This window comes from Micromonospora sp. DT229 (genome assembly GCF_049844505.1).
Lineage (GTDB): Bacteria > Actinomycetota > Actinomycetes > Mycobacteriales > Micromonosporaceae > Micromonospora.
On the sequence record NZ_JBNCLD010000002.1, the window covers coordinates 219,669 to 234,937 of the forward strand.

The window sequence follows — 15,269 nt, forward strand, 5'->3', positions numbered from 1 at the left end:
GCGGTGCGATCCTTGACCAACTCCACGGGCCGGCCGTTTGGGACTCCCGCTGGCGACCGGAGTTGCCGGCTGTGCTAGCAGGGGCGCGTCGGAATTACAGAGTAGGCGCCTGTGAAGACGTGCACAAATCGCGATCTTGCTCTTTCCTCCCCCGTCCCCACCAGCCCCTCCGCCCGACAAGATCGACGCTTGCTCCCGCTTCCCGCGGAACATCGGCGCGATTATCCCTCAATCCCGACTTCTCTGACCAATTACCCGCGCTCCACCGGCCCCCACCCAATTCGTTGATCATGATGTTGTCGCCGTACGAATTCATGATCAGCGCGCCGGGGCGGCCAGGCTGGTGGCGAGAGTCACCGCCTCGGTCAGGGTCTCGGCCACCGGATGACCGGAAGCGATCAGGCGAGCGCGGTCCGTGAAGCCACCGGAATAGAGCACGGCACGGCCCCCGACGGCGAGAGCCGCATCGGCGTCGTCGAGCGAGTCGCCGACCAGCACCACCGAGCGGCCGTCGACGCCGAGTTCGGCCAGGTGCCGCACCAGCGACTCGGCCTTACGGTCGCCGCCGACCGTGGCCCGCAGTCCGTCTACCCGGGCGAATCGGCTGGTCAGGCCGTAGGTCTGCACCGTCGGCACCAGTTCGTCGTGAAACCACATGGACAGCAGGGACTGGCTGCCCGGCCAGGCCGCCATCGCGTCCACCGCGTCGTGGGCGAGGGCACAGCTGGTCAGACCCCGCCGGTACGCCTCATGGAAGATCCGGTCCAGTCGGCCGAAGGCCTCGTCGTCCACCGCCCTACCGAGCACCTCGGCGTAGTAGTCGGCGATCGGTCGACGAAACCGGACCCGGTGCTCCTCCGCCGTCACCGTCGGCCCACCCTCGCGGGTGAAGACGGTATTGGTGCAGGCCACCACGAGACTCAGATCGTCCAGCAGGGTCCCGTTCCAGTCCCAGACCAGGTGGGGGTGCGAAGGGGTCATCGCGGCACTCTATCGGCGCCCCTCACCTCGTCGGGCCCCCGCTAGAGCTGCGGCGTGGTCAGGTCGCGCAGCAGCCGTTCCTCCTCGACCCGCCAGTAACCGTGCTCCTTGCCGTCGAGCAGCACCACCGGCAGCCGGTCGCCGTACTCACGCTCCAGCTCGATGTCACCGCTGACGTCCCGCTCGGTCCACTGGTCGCCGGTGACCGCGACCACCCGGTCCAGCGCTGCTTTGGCGTCCTCGCACAGGTGACAGCCAGGGCGGGTGATCAGGATCAGGCGGGGCTCAGGCATCGCTCTCCTCCGTCGTGCCGGGGTGATGTCGGCTGCTCGGTCCGACCTCGGTCGGGCACTTCAACCTCGCCAGGTTACGCGCGCGGTCGGCGATCGGTCCCCGGGTGCACTCATCGACCCGGCTGCCGCAAGCGCGACAGTCCCGTTGACGGAACCTGCGAACGTCACCGAGGGTACGGCGCAGCGGCGTCGAGTTCACCCGGACGAGGGAGACTGACCGGCCCTACCCAACCCCTGCGGTAGCGCCTGGCGGCACCCTCCATCATCGACCTGACCTGCACAACTGCTTCAGATCAGGTGGACCGGCGATTGTCAACCACACTCGACGGACAACCGGTCCGGCAGTGGTGCGACACGTAGGGAAATACTTTGGCCCTGTGTAACGGACTTGCCACGCGCGGGTGACGTTGGCCCTATCATCACTCGGGTCGGCTCACCCCATTTGCCGTGAGTCGACACCCCTCAGCCCGAGGAGGCCCCCGTGCCCGTCAGCGCTTTGGACCTGCACCTCAAGGGGTACTGCCGCAAGTCGGCACGCCCCGGAGTCGACCTGTCCGGCGGTGATCCGGCCGGTCAACCGGCCACCGCCGACGTCCTCGTCAGCGATGGAATGGAGGTGGCCCGATGACCACCTTCGGTTTCGCGCACCGTCCGACGGGCCTCACCGGTCCGGCGACGCGGGTCCCGGTGAACGAACGCGAGGCCGCCCACGCCCCGCAGAGCACGACGGGCAACCTGGCCAGCCGAGGTGAGAGCACCACGCGTCGGTACGGCAACCGACCACACCCGAACGAGCCACCACACCGACCAGCGGTGCCCGGGGCCAACGCGATGCCGGCCGGCGGCGGGGTAGCCACCCCGAGTCGACCGACCATGCCGGCCCAGGCCCGACGCAGCGGCGGTGACGCCCCGGTCGCCGACCTGCCGACAGCCGAGACGGCGGTGATCCCCGCGGTAACCGCCTCGGTGGGCACCTCCACCGGATACCCGAGCCGTCCGGATCCCTCCGATCCGGCCATCGAGGTGTGGGCCCTGGTGGAACGGGCCCAGGCCGGTGAGGCCGAGGCCTTCGGGTTGATCTACGACCGCTATGTCGACACCGTCTTCCGCTTCGTCTACTTCCGGGTCGGCAACCGGCAACTCGCCGAGGACCTGACCTCGGACACCTTCCTGCGGGCCCTCAAACGCATCGGCAGCTTCACCTGGCAGGGCCGTGACCTCGGTGCCTGGCTGGTCACCATCGCCCGCAACCTGGTCGCCGACCACTTCAAGTCGGGTCGGTACCGGTTGGAGGTGACCACCGGGGACGTGCTCGACGCCGACCGGGAGGATCGTGGCCCGGAGGGCAGCCCGGAGGCGGCCGTGGTGGAGCACATCACCAATGTCGCCCTGCTGACCGCCGTCAAACGGCTGAACCCGGAGCAGCAGGAGTGCATCGTGCTGCGCTTCCTCCAGGGGTTCTCGGTGGCCGAGACGGCCCGGGCGATGGGCAAGAACGAGGGGGCGATCAAGGCCCTCCAGTACCGTGCGGTCCGCGCGCTGGCCCGGCTGCTGCCGGACGGTTTCCAGGCGTGACCGGCCCGGCGCAGACCGGCCGGTCATCCGGCCGACGCCGGTCCCGACCTGGCACTCACCGCCATCACTTTGGGTGATTTCCGACTCCGGCCGGCCCGTAACCCCATCCCGGCACGGCGCGTTTCTCCGGGTGCGACCGGTGACAGCCTGGCCTCGGGCTACGGACGACGGGCAACGACGCCGGCAAGTCCGCCGTGATGTCACGCGCTCACCGGTCGCTGGTGGCGATCGCGGCCGACCGGCCGCGCCCAGCGAGAGGAGGTGCCGCGGTGGACGACACCCTCTTCTCCCGACGGCGCGCCGAGCGCTTCGCGCAGCTTCTCGACGAAGCGAACGGTGGCCGACGCCATCATGTCCGCTCCCGGCTAGACGACCAGCTGACGCCCTTGGTGGGGCTGGGTCGGCAGTTGCGTGCCGACCCGCTGAAGCCCGAGGTGGATCCGGAGTTCCGGACCGGCCTGCGGGCCATGTTGGTGGCCACCGCGGAGCGCGAGGGCATCAGCGCCCCGGCCGAGAAGGTCAGCACCAACCGGGCCTTGCTGCCGGCCGTCAGCGCGCGTCGGGCTCGCGCCCGGGGTGCCATCCTGGTCGGCATCGCGGCCGGTGCCATCGCGGTCTCCGGCATCTCGGCCGCCAGCGAGAACGCCGTACCCGGCGACGCGCTGTACGGCATGAAGCGCAGCACCGAGCGGGCCCAGCTCGCGCTGGCCAACTCCGAGATCAGTCGTGGGCAACTCTTCCTCGACTTCGCCCGCACCCGACTGGCCGAAGCCTCGGCCCTGGGCGGCAGCCGGTCCGGCTACCGCGCGGTGCTCGATGACATGGACGCCGACACCCGGCAGGGCGTACGCCTGCTGACCGAGACCGCGGCGCAGCGCTCCGATCCGGCGGCGCTCGACGCGGTGGACACCTTCCTCGTCCGGCAGCGACGGGCGCTCAACGCCCTGCTGGACAACGGCTCCCGTGCCCACCGGGAGCGGACCGCCCAGTCCCTGCTGCTGTTGGCCTCGGTGACCGAACGCGCCGAGGCCCTGCGTACCACGATCGCCTGCGGCCAACCGGTCGGCACCGGTAGCGACAGCCTGGGCCCACTGCCCGGCACCTGCGACTGAACAGCGTGTGACACCTCCCGGCCGGACAACTCCCCGGTCGGCACCGCGGCCGACGGTTACCCTCGCGGAGGGGCAGCAGAGATCCGGACGAGGTGAGGGGGCGTCGGTGGCGCGCAACCGGAAGGTGACCGTCAGCACGGATGTGCACGGGCACACCACAGGTTGGGCCGAGACCGAGCCGGCTCCCCCGGTCGCGCCGAATCCACGCGCGGCGGCCTTCTTCGACGTGGACAACACGATGATGCAGGGTGCCTCGATCTACTGGTTCGCTCGCGGTCTGGCCGCCCGCAACTACTTCACCACGGCCGATCTGGCCCGGTTCGCCTGGCAACAACTCCGCTTCCGGCTCCTGGCCCGCGAGCACGCCGGGGACATGTCGCAGGCCAAGGAGGCCGCCCTGGCCTTCATCGAGGGCTGGCGGGTCGAGGACATCGAACGCCTGGCGGAGGAGATCTTCGACGAGCTGATGGCCCCCCGGATCTGGACCGGGACCAGGCGGCTGGCGCAGGGCCACCTGGACGCCGGTGAGCGGGTCTGGCTGGTCAGCGCAGCGCCGGTGGAGATCGGCCGGGTGATCGCCGCCCGACTCAACCTGACCGGCGCGATCGGTACCGTCGCCGAGGTGGTCGACGGGGCGTACACCGGCCGGTTGGTCGGTGACCTCATGCACGGGCCGGTCAAGGCCGAGGCGGTCACCGCCCTGGCTGCGGTGGAGGGGCTGGACCTCAGCCGTTGCAGCGCCTACAGCGACTCGGCCAACGACCTGCCGATGCTGTCGGCGGTGGGCCGGGCGGTCGCGGTCAATCCGGATACCGCCCTGCTACGCCAGGCACGCCAGCGCGGCTGGGAGGTACGGGACTTCCGCACCGGCCGCCGGGCCATCAAGATCGCTGTGCCCTCCACGGCCGCTGCCGGGCTGGTGGCGGGAGCGGTCACGGCCGGCATGGCGTTGCAGCGCCGTCGCCGCGGTGACCGCCCCTCCGGGGAACGGCGCCCCGTACGCTGACCCGCCGGGTCGCCCCAGGCAGGCCCTAGGGACCGAAGGGGTCCGGGCGTCGTTCGAGGAGTTCGTGCAGGGTCTGCTGGATGGTCTCGCGAACCTGGTCGGCGAGGTTGAACACGACGAGGGGGTCGTCCGCGGAATCGACCAGATGTGCGGTGGGGATCGGCGGGCAGAACTCGATCAGCCACTTGCTCGGCAGCGGCACCATGCCCAGCGGCCCCAGCCAGGGGAAGGTCGGGGTCACCGGGAAGTAGGGCAGCTTGAGCAGCCGGGCCAGGGGCTTGAGGTCGGCGAGCATCGGGTAGATCTCCTCGCCACCGACGATCGCCACCGGGATGATCGGGGTGCCGGTACGCAGGGCCGCCGAGACGAAACCCCCTCGGCCGAAGCGTTGCAGCTTGTAACGCTCCGCGTACAGCTTGCCGATGCCCTTGAAGCCCTCCGGGAAGACCCCGACCAGTTCGCCGCCGCGCAACAGCCGTTCGGCGTCCGGGTTGCAGGCCATGGTGCCCCCGGTCTTGCGGGCGATCTCGGAGACCACCGGCATCCGGAAGACCAGGTCGGCACCGAGCAGCCGCAGGTAGCGGTGGGCCGGGTGCTCGTGGTGCAGGGCGGTGGAGAGGATCAGGGCGTCCAGCGCCACCGTGCCGGAGTGGTTGCCGACCACCAGCCCCGCCCCCTCGGCGGAGATGTGCTCCAACCCGGTGACCTCGGTACGGAACCAGTCCCGGTAGAGCCGACGCAGCAGCGGATGGAAGACCGCCTCGGTCAGCTCCGGGTCGAAGCCGAACTCGTCGACCTCGTAGTCGCCGGCCAGCCGCCGACGCAGGAAGGCCAGTCCGCCCGCGATCCGCTTGTCCCAGAGGTCCCCGGGGCTTTCCGGCACCGCCGACTGCCGGGGCGCCGGGTGGTGCCCGTTGTGCCGAGGAGGGTCGACCGCCGAGGGCGGATTCTCCAGGCGTGTTTCGTCGTCGCTGCGCATCTCCGGCTCGCTCACTGCTGCTCCCGCACGGCCGCGCGGACCCGCCGGATCTGCTCCAGCACGAGTTTCTCGGCGGCGGCCAGTTGCTCGCGCGTCACCACCGACCGCCCGTGGTGGGCCCGGATGAAGTCGTCGAATGCGGCTGCGGTGGACCGGGGGGTGAAGCCGTACTCCCGCTCCAGGCGGGTGATGTCCACCACCCGGCCATGCACGAGCAGGTCCACCTGGTCCAGGCCGTAGCGACCGAGCCCCATGGTCCGGGCCAGGGCCGCAGCTCCGGACAGGCCCGGTTCCAGGATCGGCACGGCCACCCGGCCGGCCCGGCGGATCGCCTGGGACATCGCGAGCACCCCCGGACCGGCGACGTTGTACGTGCCCGGGTGCTCCTCGGTCACCGAGCGGTGAATCACCTCAAGGGCGTCGTCGAAGTGCAGGAACTGCAACCGGGCGTCCCGGCCGAGGATCGTGGGCACCACCGGCAGCGAGAAGTAGCGGGTCAGGGTGGTGTCGGCCGTCGATCCGATGAACGGGGCGAACCGCAGCACCGTGGCGGTGACATCGGGCCGTCGGCGCCGGAAGCCACGCACGTAGCCCTCGATGTCGAGGATGTCCCGACCGAAACCGCCGCGCGGCACCTCACGGGGCTCGGTCTCCTCGGTGAAGACCGCCGGGTCCCGGAAGGAGGCCCCGTACGCCGCGGTCGAGGACCGGACCACGAGCTTGCGCAGCCGGGGTGCCCGCTGGCAGGCGGCGAGGAGCTGCATGGTGCCGATGACGTTCTGTTCCTTCATCGCCGACCGGCCGCCCTGCTGCTGATCCGGGGCGCTGACCAGGGCCAGATGCACCACCGTGTCGACATCCAGGTCGGCGAGGAGGCCACTGACCGAACCGGTGTCCAGCCGGATCCGCTCCACCTGCTCCAGCAGGCCGGCGACCTCCGGACTCGGGTCGGGCAGGTCGATGCCGATGACCCGCTCGATGCGCGGGTCGGCAGCCAGTCGGGCGGCGACATGGGCACCGAGGTATCGGCTGACCCCGGTCACGACGACGACCCCCGGAAGGCTCGACGAGCCACCGGGGGTCATGTCTCGCACCTACCCCGGCGGCTGAGACCGAGCCGGGACAGCCACGGCCTGATCACCTGAGCCTCCGAGGGTCGACAGTTGGCAAGCGGCGAAGGCCGGGTCAGCGCCCGGCATCCGTCACTTGCCGAGACGGCGACGCTGGACGCGGGTCTTGCGCAGCAGCTTGCGGTGCTTCTTCTTAGCCATGCGCTTGCGGCGCTTCTTGACCACCGAGCCCATACGAAAGCCTTTCGATGCAACATGCGGCGCGACCGGAAGACGCCACGAACCGGTGACGTCGGCGACCGCTTACGGACAATGGACCGGACCGGCGGGGTGGGCGGCGGGCGCACCAACGGTCACGATCGCTGTCCAGCGTAGCGGGACCACGTCATCCGGACCAACGCACCCCCGGTCGATGCCGGTTACGGGGCCCTACCCGGACGGCCTGACACCCGGGTCAGGCGGTCTCCTGGAAGGCGCCACGGAGGTACTCGTGTACGGCGTGCTCCGGCACCCGGAACGACCTGCCGACTCGCACAGCGGCCAACTCGCCGCTGTGCACGAGACGGTAGACCGTCATCTTCGACACTCGCATGACGGTCGCCACCTCGGCGACGGTCAGGAACTTGACATCCGACAGCCGACCGTCGGACGGTGACCCGGCCATGGCTCACCCGACCAATCCCATGCCCTGCGCGTGCCGCCCCACGGGTCCTCCCGCGCGGCCGGCGACGCGCGTGTTACCAGTACGGTAGCGGGACGGCTGTGACCGGCGCGATCCCTTCCTGCAACTGATCACGATCTGGAACCGGAAGGCCGGCGGAAAACCCCTGGTCGGGTGGCGTGCGCACAAATTGCCGACAGTGATCATCTTCGGCCATCGGGATGGCGGGGTTCACTCGGCCCGCAGGGCGACCACCGGGTCCAGGCGGCCGGCCCGTTGGGCGGGTACCACCCCGAAGATGATCCCCACCGCCGCCGAGACGCCGAAGGCCAGCGCCAACGACCACCAGGTCACCGCCGCCGGGATGGGCGAGACCGCAGCCACCAGCAGGGCTCCCCCCACCCCCAGGGCCATCCCGGTCAGCCCGCCGATCGAGGTGAGCAGCACCGCCTCCAGCAGGAACTGCACCCCGATGTCCCGAGGGCGGGCGCCGACCGCCTTGCGCAGGCCGATCTCCCGGGTCCGTTCGCGTACCGAGACGAGCATGATGTTGGAGACCCCCACCCCGCCGACCAGCAGCGAGATGCCGGCGATGGCGGCCAGCACCCCGGTCAGGATGCCCAGGATGTCGCCGAGGACACCGAGGATCTGTTCCTGGGTGACGGCACTGAACTCCGTACCCGGGTGCCGACCGTTCAACTCGGTCACGATCCGCTGGCCGAGTTCCTCGATCCGGTCCCGGTCCGGTGCCCGCACCGCGATCGCGTCCACCCGCTGGGTGCCGTACAGCCGCTGGGCGGCGGTCACCGGAATGTGCACCTCGTCGTCCCGGTCGACGCCGAGGCTCTGCCCGAGCGGGGTGAACACCCCGATCACCCGGAACCGCACCCCGGCCAGGTTCACCTGCTGCCCGACGGCCTCCCGGTCGGGGAAGAGGATCCGGGCGACGGAGTCACCGAGGACCGCGACCCGGCGGCCGGTGTCCACGTCGGACCGGGTCAGGTAGCGGCCTCGGGCCAACTCCCGGGCGAAGACCGTCGGGGTGGTCTCCAGCACCCCCTGCACGGTGGTGAAATCCTGCCGACCACCGGCCCGGACGGTGGCCCCGGAGGCCACCGTCACGGCCACCCGGGAAGGGTCGCCGACCACTCGGCCGACGGCCTCCGCGTCCTGCAGGGTCAGCGGGGAGACCGCCGGGGCCGAGCCCACGTCCAGCCGCCCCGGTACGACCAGCAGCAGGTTGGAGCCCAGCCCCTCGACCTGCTGTTCGACGGTCTGTTTGGTGCCGGTGCCGATCGCCACCAGCAGCACCACGGAGGCGACCCCGATGATCACCCCGAGCATGGTCAGCAGGCTGCGCATCCGGTTGGCCCGCAGCGCGTCCGCCGCCACCCGCCACGCCTCGGCCAGCCTCACGAGGCGGCCCCGCCCGAGTCGACCCCACCGGGAGTGCCGGCCACCGCGCTGTCGGCGACGACGACGCCGTCGCGCATGGTGATCCGGCGGCGGGCCCGGGCGGCCACCTCCGAGTCGTGGGTGACCATCACCAACGCCACCCCCGACTCGGCGTTGAGCCGCTCCAGCAGCTCCAGTACGGCGGCCCCGGTGGTGCTGTCCAGGTTGCCGGTCGGCTCATCGGCGAGCAGCACGGTCGGGTCGGTGACCAGGGCACGGGCGATCGCCACCCGCTGCTGCTCGCCGCCGGAAAGCTGGTTGGGCCGATGGTCCAGGCGGTGCCCCAGGCCGACCCGTTCCAGCATGGCCGCGGCCCGCGCCCGTCGCTGGCGGGCCCCAACCCCCCGGTACACCAGCGGCAGGGCCACGTTGTCCACCGCGGTGGTACGCGGCAACAGGTGGAACGCCTGGAAGACGAAGCCGATGGTCTCGTTACGCAGTCGGGCCAACTCGGGCGGGGACAGGGTCCCCACCTCCCGCCCACCGATCACCAGCCGTCCCCCGGTCGGTCGGTCCAGGCCCCCGAGCAGATGCATCAGGGTGGACTTCCCGGACCCGGAGGGCCCGATCAGCGCCACGTAGTCACCGGCCGCCACGGTCAGGGTCACCCCCCGCAGGGCCGGTACGGACACCCCGTCGAGCTGGTACGTCCGGGACACCTCGACCGCCTCGATGGCGGGGTTCACCCGACCTCCTGGCCGTCGCGCACCTGATCGGTGCCGCGCACCACCACCCGGTCACCGGGCTGCACCCCGTCGACGATCTGCACCAGATCCTGACCCTGCACGCCGACCGTGACCGAGGCCCGTCCCACCCGGCCCTCGCGTACCACCCAGACGGTGTCCCGTCCGTCGGCGGAGAAGATCGCGGAGGCGGGCACGGTCACCGCGTCGCTGGCCTGACGGACCTGCAACCGCAGCACCGCGTTCATCCCGGGGCGCGGGGTCGGTGCCGGTTCCGCCTCACCGAACTGACCCGCCCCCAGGGAGAGCCGGACCCGGTAACTGACCCCGCCCCGGGCCGAGGTGCTGGGCAGTACGTCGATCGAGCGGACCGTGGTCGGGTAGCTGGCGCCGGGGACGGCGTCCAACTCGACCGTGCCGGTGAGACCGGCCTGGACCAGCAGCACGTCGGTCTCGTCCACCTCGGCCAGCAGACCCAGCTCCCCGGTGTCCACCACGGTCAACACCGGGGTTCCGGCGGTTACCCGACCGCCCACCGGGACGGCCGTGTCCACCCCGGCGGGCGGGCCGGCCGCGGGGGCACCGAGCGCACCCGGATCGAGGCCGGGCGGCAGGGCACCCCCGCCGCCGAGCAACCCCGCCAGGGCGCTCGTCGAGGCATCCCCGGAGCTGACCCCGCCCGGCTGGACCACCCCGGCGATCGGTGCCCGCAGGGTCAACGCGTCGACCGTCGCCTTGGCCAGGTCGTACGCCTGCTGGGCCTGTAGGCGTTGGGCGGTGGCCAGGGCCCCGACGGCGGAGTTGAGACTGCGTACCCCGCGCTGCACCTCGCGTACCGCCTGGTCGGCGGCGCGCGCGGCGGCGTCGTACTGCCGCTGCGCGGACTCGACCTGCGCGAGCAGTGCCTTGCGCAGCTTCGGGTCGCTGATCTTGCCGGCGGCGGCGCGGGCGGCGGCGTGTGCCTGCGCGGCGGCCCGGTCGGTGCCCCGCAGCGATCCGACCAGGTTGCCGCCGCCACCCCCACCGGCCCGCTTGGCGGCGTCGAGCGCCTTCCGGGCCTGCCGCAGGCGCTCCCGGGCCGAGGGTGAGTCGATCACGGCGAGCACCTGGCCGCGCCTGACCCGCTGCCCCGGCTCGACGCGGAGGCTGCGCAGGGTGCCGTCGGCGGGAGCGGTCAGGGTGGCCGCCGCCCGGGCGACGACCGTGGCCGGGGCGTCGATCTCCTCCGCCACCGGCGCCCGCACGGCCGAGGCCAGCGCGATCGGTGGCTCGTCGTCGCCGCAGGAGGCGGCGCTGGTGAGGGTCAGGACGGTGACGGCTAGCAGGGCGGTGAACAGGCGGGGCCGCGTGGCTGCGAGCAGCCGCGGCGAGTCGTGGCGGCGCACCGGCCCATGCTACGAGCCCCGGCGGGTAAGTCGATGACCCGCCATGCCGTCAGTCCAGGTCGGCGCCGCCCGGCCAGGCCGAGAAGGCCACATCGAGGGCCGTGATCATCTGCTCGAAGGAGCGGTCGACCTCCCGGGGCAGGCCGAAGTCGCCCTCCGCTTCCAGGGCCACGAAGCCGTGCACGGCGGCCCGGAACATGCGTACCCCGTCGACCGCGCTGTCGCCCTCGATGCCGTACCCGCGCAGGATGGCGTAGACCACCCCGACCGCGCGCTCTCCGGCGGCCACATGCGCCGGGTCGGCCGGATCCGGCACCCGCTGGGCCATCGGGTAGCGGCCGGGATGCCGTCGGGCGTACGACCGGTAGGCGGTGGCCACGGCCCGCAGGGCCTCCTCCCGGCTGCGACCGGCGGCGGCCGTGGTCATCTCCTCGGCGAGTTCGGCCGTGGCCAGGGCGGCCAGCTTCTGCGCCAACGCCTCGGCGCCCTTGATGTGCTTGTAGAGGCTGGGCAACGCGACCCCGAGCCGACCGGCCAGCGCGGCCAGGGTGAGCTGCTGGTAGCCGACCTCGTCGGCCAGCAGGGCCGCCTCGCGCACCACGATCTGCGGGTTCAGCCCGACCCTAGGCACGATCGGTCACCGCCATGAAGGTGGTCAGCTCGGCGGCCATCGCCTCGGGACGGTCGGCGTGCGGGTAGTGCCCGGCGTCGGTGATCATCCGTGCCTCGGCGAGGGGGAAGAGGCGCCGGGCGGCCCGGGCCTCGGCACCGGGGTCGGGGAAGTCCGGGTCCTTCGTGCCCATCAGCACCAGCACCGGTTGACTCACCTGCGGAGCGAGGGTGGTCCAGTGTGGCGCTACCGGGGCGGCCACCTCGCGGACCGGCAGCATCCGGCCGGGCCGACGAAGCGCGGTCACCAGGCTCTTGCGGTACTGCGCGTCGTCTGCCGGGCGGTGGACCGGGAACAGGGTGCGGTGGAACATGCCGAACAGCCGGGGACTGTGCACCACCGCCCACACCCCGAGCCGCATGAAGGGGTTGAGCTTCGGCTCCGTGACGAAGGCGCCGACCAGCACGATCCCGTTGACCAGGGCCGGTTCCTCGGCGGCGGCGAAGACCACGGCGGCGGCGCTGGAGGAGTTGCCGACCAGGGTGGCCGGCCCACCGCCGAGTTCCCGGATCACCGCCAGCAGATCGCCTCCCACCTCGGCCGGGGCGTAGCTGGCCCACCCGGTGGTGGAGTCGCCGTGGCCCCGTACGTCGACCGAGGCCACCCGGTAGCCGGCCGCCACCAGCAGGGGGATCAGGTGCCGGTAGGAGTGGCGGTTCTCCCCCATGCCGTGCGAGAGCACCACCAGCGGCCCCCGACCGTGCACCTCGTAGGCGATTCGCCCGTCGCCACGCTTCACAAAGCTAGTGTTCATAGCCCTTAGGCTAATGCCATTAGCCAACCGACGTCAAGACGGGACCACGGCAGGGTCCGGTGGAACCTGCCGTGGTCCGTCGGGCGAGGGTGGTTACTTGCGGGAGGTCAGGGCGCGGGCGAAGAAGGCCAGGTTGGCGGGACGCTCGGCCAGCCGGCGCATCAGGTAGCCGTACCAGTCGTCGCCGTACGGCACATACGTACGCACGGTGTAGCCCTCGCCGGCCAGCCGGTCCTGCTCCTCGGGCCGGATGCCGTAGAGCATCTGGAACTCGAAACGGTCCGGCGCCCGGTCGAACCAGCGGGCCCGGTCCTCCCCGATGGCGATCAGTCGGGGGTCGTGGGTGGCCAGCATCGGGTAGCCGCCGCCCGACATCAGGATGTTCAGGCACCGCACGTAGGACTTGTCCACCTCGCGGGCCGACTGGTAGGCCACCGACTCGGGCTCCTTGTAGGCCCCCTTGCACAACCGCACCCGGGACCCGGCGGCGGCCAGGTCACGACAGTCCGACTCGGTACGCCGCAGATAGGCCTGGAGCACCGCCCCGGTCGAGGGGTAGTCCTTGCGCAGCTTGGCCAGGATGTCGAGAGTCGAGTCGGTGGTGGTGTGGTCCTCCATGTCCAGGGTGACCGTGGTCCGCGCGGCCTCGGCGGCGGCGCAGATCGCCCGGGCGTTGTCGTAGGCCAACTGCTCGTCGAAGGCTTGACCGAGCGCGGAGAGCTTGACACTCACCTCGGCCGCAGGGGTCAACCCCTCCTCGGCCAGCCGCCCCAGCAGGGCGAGGTACTCGTCGCGTACGGCAGTGGCCTGCTCGGGGTTGACAGTGTCTTCGCCGAGGTGGTCCAGGGTGACCGCTAGGCCACCGTTGACGAGTTCGCGGGTCACGCGCAACGCGTCGGCGGTCTGCGCACCGGCGACGAACCGGCGCACGACGTCCCGGGAGAACGGGGCCGTCGCGACGAGCCGCTCGACCCGGGATGACCGGGAGGCGGCGAGAATCACGGAACGGAGCATGAGCCGAGGGTATCGCCCACCCCGCCCCCAGATTGCGGCCCCAGCCCACCCCGCCCGCGTTGTAAGGAAGGGCCCCCTTTCAACACTTCGAGGGGGAAGGGCAGCCTTCCATACTCCTTTGAACCCCAGCCCGGGGCGGCGAGCCTGGCGTTCATCGGTTACAACGATGGCGTGAAACAACTCCCCCGACGCCGCCTCCGCTCCGCCTCCGTGCAACTCGGTGCCCTCACCGCGCTGGCGCTCGCGCTCTCCGGCTGCAACATGACCTCCGACGACGATGACGACGACTGTGCGATGGGTCCGGGTGGGGGTGGCGACACCGTGGCGATGGCGGTGCGTACCCCGTCACCCGGCGCCGAGATCGGGGTCGGTCGCCCGGTGACGGAGCCGGTGGCCTCGGCCGTGCCCGAGCGCGGCGGTTTCGGCTCCCACCAGGCCTCCTGCGGGGGCTGAGATGCGCCGCGTCGAGGTCAGCCCGCGTCCCGACTGGGACAGCACCATCCGGGAACAGGGTCTGGTGTATGTGGACACCGAACTGCCCGACGGCGAGGTGATGTCGTACTGGGACGAGACCGCCGCCTACGCCTTCGACCTGGACGAGGTGCTGCGGTTGGAGGAGGCCACCGAGGAGCTGCACCGGATGTCGGTGGCCGCCGCCGAGCATGTGGTGGCTCGCAACCGGTACGCCGAGTTCGGCATCCCCAAGTGGGCGGCCGAGGCGGTGGCCCGTTCCCTGCGGGAGTCCCCGCCCACCCTCTACGGCCGGTTCGACCTCTGGTACGACGGCAGTTGGCCGCCGAAGATGCTGGAGTACAACGCCGACACCCCCACCGCCCTGGTCGAGGCGAGCATCATCCAGTGGTTCTGGCTGGAGCACACCCGGCCGGAGCTGGACCAGTGGAACAGCCTGCACGAGCGACTGGTCGGCGCCTGGGCCAAGATCGGTGCCGGCCTGCACGATCGCCGGGTGCATGTGGTCTGGTCGAACGAGGAGGAGTCCGGCGAGGACCACATGACCGCCGGTTACCTGGCCGAGACCGCCCGCCAGGCCGGGCTGGAGGTCACCCTGCTGCCGATCCAGCAGATCGGTTGGGACGGCCGTCGCTTCGTCGACCGGACCGACCAGCCCATCACCACCTGCTTCAAGCTGTACCCCTGGGAGTGGATGCTCGCCGAGCCGTACGGCCCGCTGGCCCTGGAACCGGGCACCCCGACCACCTGGATCGAGCCGGCCTGGAAGCTGCTGCTGTCCAACAAGGCGTTGCTGGCGGTGCTCTGGGAGCTGTACCCCGACCACGAGCTGCTGCTGCCGGCCTACCTCGACTCACCGCGCGGGATGTCGGAGTACGTGGCCAAGCCCCTGCTCGGTCGGGAGGGTGCGGCGGTACGCATCGTCACCCCCACCGGCGAAATCGACAATCCGGGTGACTACGGCGACGAGGGTTTCTGCTATCAGGAGTTCCGGGCCCTGCCGGAATTCGCCGGGAATCGGCTGGTGCTGGGCAGCTGGACCGTCGACGGCGAGTCGGCCGGGGTGGGGCTGCGGGAGAGCGCGAGCCTGATCACCGACGGCTATGCGCGATTCCTGCCGCACTACATCGACGCGCCGCGCGGCGGATGAGTGGACTACC

The 15,269-nt window shown here is 71.4% G+C and carries 18 protein-coding genes; 6 read left to right on the plus strand and 12 right to left on the minus strand.

Annotated elements, in window-relative coordinates:
• Positions 1-318: 318 nt before the first annotated feature.
• Together ACLQ2T_RS03785 and ACLQ2T_RS03790 are read right to left on the minus strand one after the other, a co-directional pair.
• Positions 319-981, minus strand: a complete 663-nt coding sequence (locus ACLQ2T_RS03785) for an HAD family hydrolase (RefSeq protein WP_425764567.1) — start codon at positions 979-981, stop codon at positions 319-321.
• A gap of 41 nt (positions 982-1,022) precedes the next feature.
• Positions 1,023-1,274, minus strand: a complete 252-nt coding sequence (locus ACLQ2T_RS03790) for a glutaredoxin family protein (RefSeq protein WP_425764568.1) — start codon at positions 1,272-1,274, stop codon at positions 1,023-1,025.
• 481 nt (positions 1,275-1,755) lie between these two features.
• On the opposite strand from ACLQ2T_RS03790, the gene ACLQ2T_RS03795 reads away from it, so the two are divergent.
• The 4 genes from ACLQ2T_RS03795 (at position 1,756) to ACLQ2T_RS03810 (ending at position 4,967) form a co-directional block, all read left to right on the plus strand.
• On the plus strand, positions 1,756-1,902 hold the full coding sequence (locus ACLQ2T_RS03795) for a hypothetical protein (RefSeq protein WP_425764569.1): 147 nt from the start codon (positions 1,756-1,758) through the stop codon (positions 1,900-1,902).
• On the plus strand, positions 1,899-2,849 hold the full coding sequence (locus ACLQ2T_RS03800) for an ECF subfamily RNA polymerase sigma factor, BldN family (protein WP_425764570.1): 951 nt from the start codon (positions 1,899-1,901) through the stop codon (positions 2,847-2,849). The genes ACLQ2T_RS03795 and ACLQ2T_RS03800 overlap by 4 nt, the downstream gene beginning before the upstream one ends.
• Before the next feature lie 269 nt (positions 2,850-3,118).
• Positions 3,119-3,961, plus strand: coding sequence for a DUF5667 domain-containing protein (locus ACLQ2T_RS03805; protein WP_425764571.1), 843 nt, complete (start codon positions 3,119-3,121; stop codon positions 3,959-3,961).
• A gap of 106 nt (positions 3,962-4,067) precedes the next feature.
• Positions 4,068-4,967, plus strand: coding sequence for an HAD family hydrolase (locus ACLQ2T_RS03810; RefSeq protein ID WP_425764572.1), 900 nt, complete (start codon positions 4,068-4,070; stop codon positions 4,965-4,967).
• A gap of 25 nt (positions 4,968-4,992) precedes the next feature.
• Here ACLQ2T_RS03810 and ACLQ2T_RS03815 read toward each other — a convergent pair whose 3' ends face one another.
• The 10 genes from ACLQ2T_RS03815 to ACLQ2T_RS03860 all read right to left on the minus strand — a co-directional run bounded on the left by ACLQ2T_RS03815 (position 4,993) and on the right by ACLQ2T_RS03860 (position 13,638).
• Positions 4,993-5,961 carry a lysophospholipid acyltransferase family protein gene (locus ACLQ2T_RS03815; RefSeq protein ID WP_425764573.1) on the minus strand — a complete coding sequence of 323 codons (969 nt, stop codon included), beginning with the start codon at positions 5,959-5,961 and terminating at the stop codon, positions 4,993-4,995.
• The gene (locus ACLQ2T_RS03820) at positions 5,958-7,031 is read right to left on the minus strand and encodes an NAD-dependent epimerase/dehydratase family protein (RefSeq protein WP_425764574.1); all 1,074 of its coding nucleotides are present in this window, start codon (positions 7,029-7,031) and stop codon (positions 5,958-5,960) included. Before ACLQ2T_RS03820 ends, ACLQ2T_RS03815 begins: the two co-directional genes overlap by 4 nt.
• A gap of 117 nt (positions 7,032-7,148) precedes the next feature.
• A complete protein-coding gene (locus ACLQ2T_RS03825; RefSeq protein WP_007465623.1) occupies positions 7,149-7,250 on the minus strand; it encodes a 30S ribosomal protein bS22 in 102 nt (33 codons plus the stop codon).
• 220 nt (positions 7,251-7,470) lie between these two features.
• Positions 7,471-7,680: a helix-turn-helix domain-containing protein gene (locus ACLQ2T_RS03830; protein ID WP_013736082.1), complete on the minus strand. Its 210-nt coding sequence runs from the start codon at positions 7,678-7,680 to the stop codon at positions 7,471-7,473.
• A 228-nt stretch (positions 7,681-7,908) separates the two neighbouring features.
• Positions 7,909-9,093 carry an ABC transporter permease gene (locus tag ACLQ2T_RS03835; RefSeq protein ID WP_425764575.1) on the minus strand — a complete coding sequence of 395 codons (1,185 nt, stop codon included), beginning with the start codon at positions 9,091-9,093 and terminating at the stop codon, positions 7,909-7,911.
• On the minus strand, positions 9,090-9,818 hold the full coding sequence (locus tag ACLQ2T_RS03840) for an ABC transporter ATP-binding protein (protein WP_425764576.1): 729 nt from the start codon (positions 9,816-9,818) through the stop codon (positions 9,090-9,092). The genes ACLQ2T_RS03835 and ACLQ2T_RS03840 overlap by 4 nt, the downstream gene beginning before the upstream one ends.
• On the minus strand, positions 9,815-11,200 hold the full coding sequence (locus ACLQ2T_RS03845) for an efflux RND transporter periplasmic adaptor subunit (RefSeq protein WP_425764577.1): 1,386 nt from the start codon (positions 11,198-11,200) through the stop codon (positions 9,815-9,817). The genes ACLQ2T_RS03840 and ACLQ2T_RS03845 overlap by 4 nt, the downstream gene beginning before the upstream one ends.
• A gap of 49 nt (positions 11,201-11,249) precedes the next feature.
• Entirely contained in the window at positions 11,250-11,831 is a 582-nt protein-coding gene (locus ACLQ2T_RS03850; RefSeq protein WP_425764578.1) for a TetR/AcrR family transcriptional regulator, read from the minus strand.
• A complete protein-coding gene (locus tag ACLQ2T_RS03855; RefSeq protein ID WP_425764579.1) occupies positions 11,824-12,624 on the minus strand; it encodes an alpha/beta fold hydrolase in 801 nt (266 codons plus the stop codon). The genes ACLQ2T_RS03850 and ACLQ2T_RS03855 overlap by 8 nt, the downstream gene beginning before the upstream one ends.
• Before the next feature lie 93 nt (positions 12,625-12,717).
• On the minus strand, positions 12,718-13,638 hold the full coding sequence (locus tag ACLQ2T_RS03860) for a proline dehydrogenase family protein (protein ID WP_425764580.1): 921 nt from the start codon (positions 13,636-13,638) through the stop codon (positions 12,718-12,720).
• Between the two features lie 171 nt (positions 13,639-13,809).
• Between ACLQ2T_RS03860 and ACLQ2T_RS03865 the strand changes: the two genes are divergently transcribed.
• Complete coding sequence (locus ACLQ2T_RS03865) at positions 13,810-14,091, plus strand: hypothetical protein (RefSeq protein ID WP_425764581.1); 282 nt, start codon at positions 13,810-13,812, stop codon at positions 14,089-14,091.
• A 1-nt stretch (position 14,092) separates the two neighbouring features.
• A complete protein-coding gene (locus ACLQ2T_RS03870; protein ID WP_425764582.1) occupies positions 14,093-15,259 on the plus strand; it encodes a glutathionylspermidine synthase family protein in 1,167 nt (388 codons plus the stop codon).
• Positions 15,260-15,269 lie beyond the last annotated feature (10 nt).

Coding starts and splice junctions, on each gene's coding strand:
- ACLQ2T_RS03785 (WP_425764567.1), bottom strand. CDS start 981: ATGACCCCTTCGCACCCCCACCTGGTCTGGGACTGGAACGGGACCCTG.
- ACLQ2T_RS03790 (WP_425764568.1), bottom strand. CDS start 1,274: ATGCCTGAGCCCCGCCTGATCCTGATCACCCGCCCTGGCTGTCACCTG.
- ACLQ2T_RS03800 (WP_425764570.1), top strand. CDS start 1,899: ATGACCACCTTCGGTTTCGCGCACCGTCCGACGGGCCTCACCGGTCCG.
- ACLQ2T_RS03820 (WP_425764574.1), bottom strand. CDS start 7,031: ATGACCCCCGGTGGCTCGTCGAGCCTTCCGGGGGTCGTCGTCGTGACC.
- ACLQ2T_RS03825 (WP_007465623.1), bottom strand. CDS start 7,250: ATGGGCTCGGTGGTCAAGAAGCGCCGCAAGCGCATGGCTAAGAAGAAG.
- ACLQ2T_RS03830 (WP_013736082.1), bottom strand. CDS start 7,680: ATGGCCGGGTCACCGTCCGACGGTCGGCTGTCGGATGTCAAGTTCCTG.
- ACLQ2T_RS03855 (WP_425764579.1), bottom strand. CDS start 12,624: ATGAACACTAGCTTTGTGAAGCGTGGCGACGGGCGAATCGCCTACGAG.
- ACLQ2T_RS03860 (WP_425764580.1), bottom strand. CDS start 13,638: ATGCTCCGTTCCGTGATTCTCGCCGCCTCCCGGTCATCCCGGGTCGAG.
- ACLQ2T_RS03870 (WP_425764582.1), top strand. CDS start 14,093: ATGCGCCGCGTCGAGGTCAGCCCGCGTCCCGACTGGGACAGCACCATC.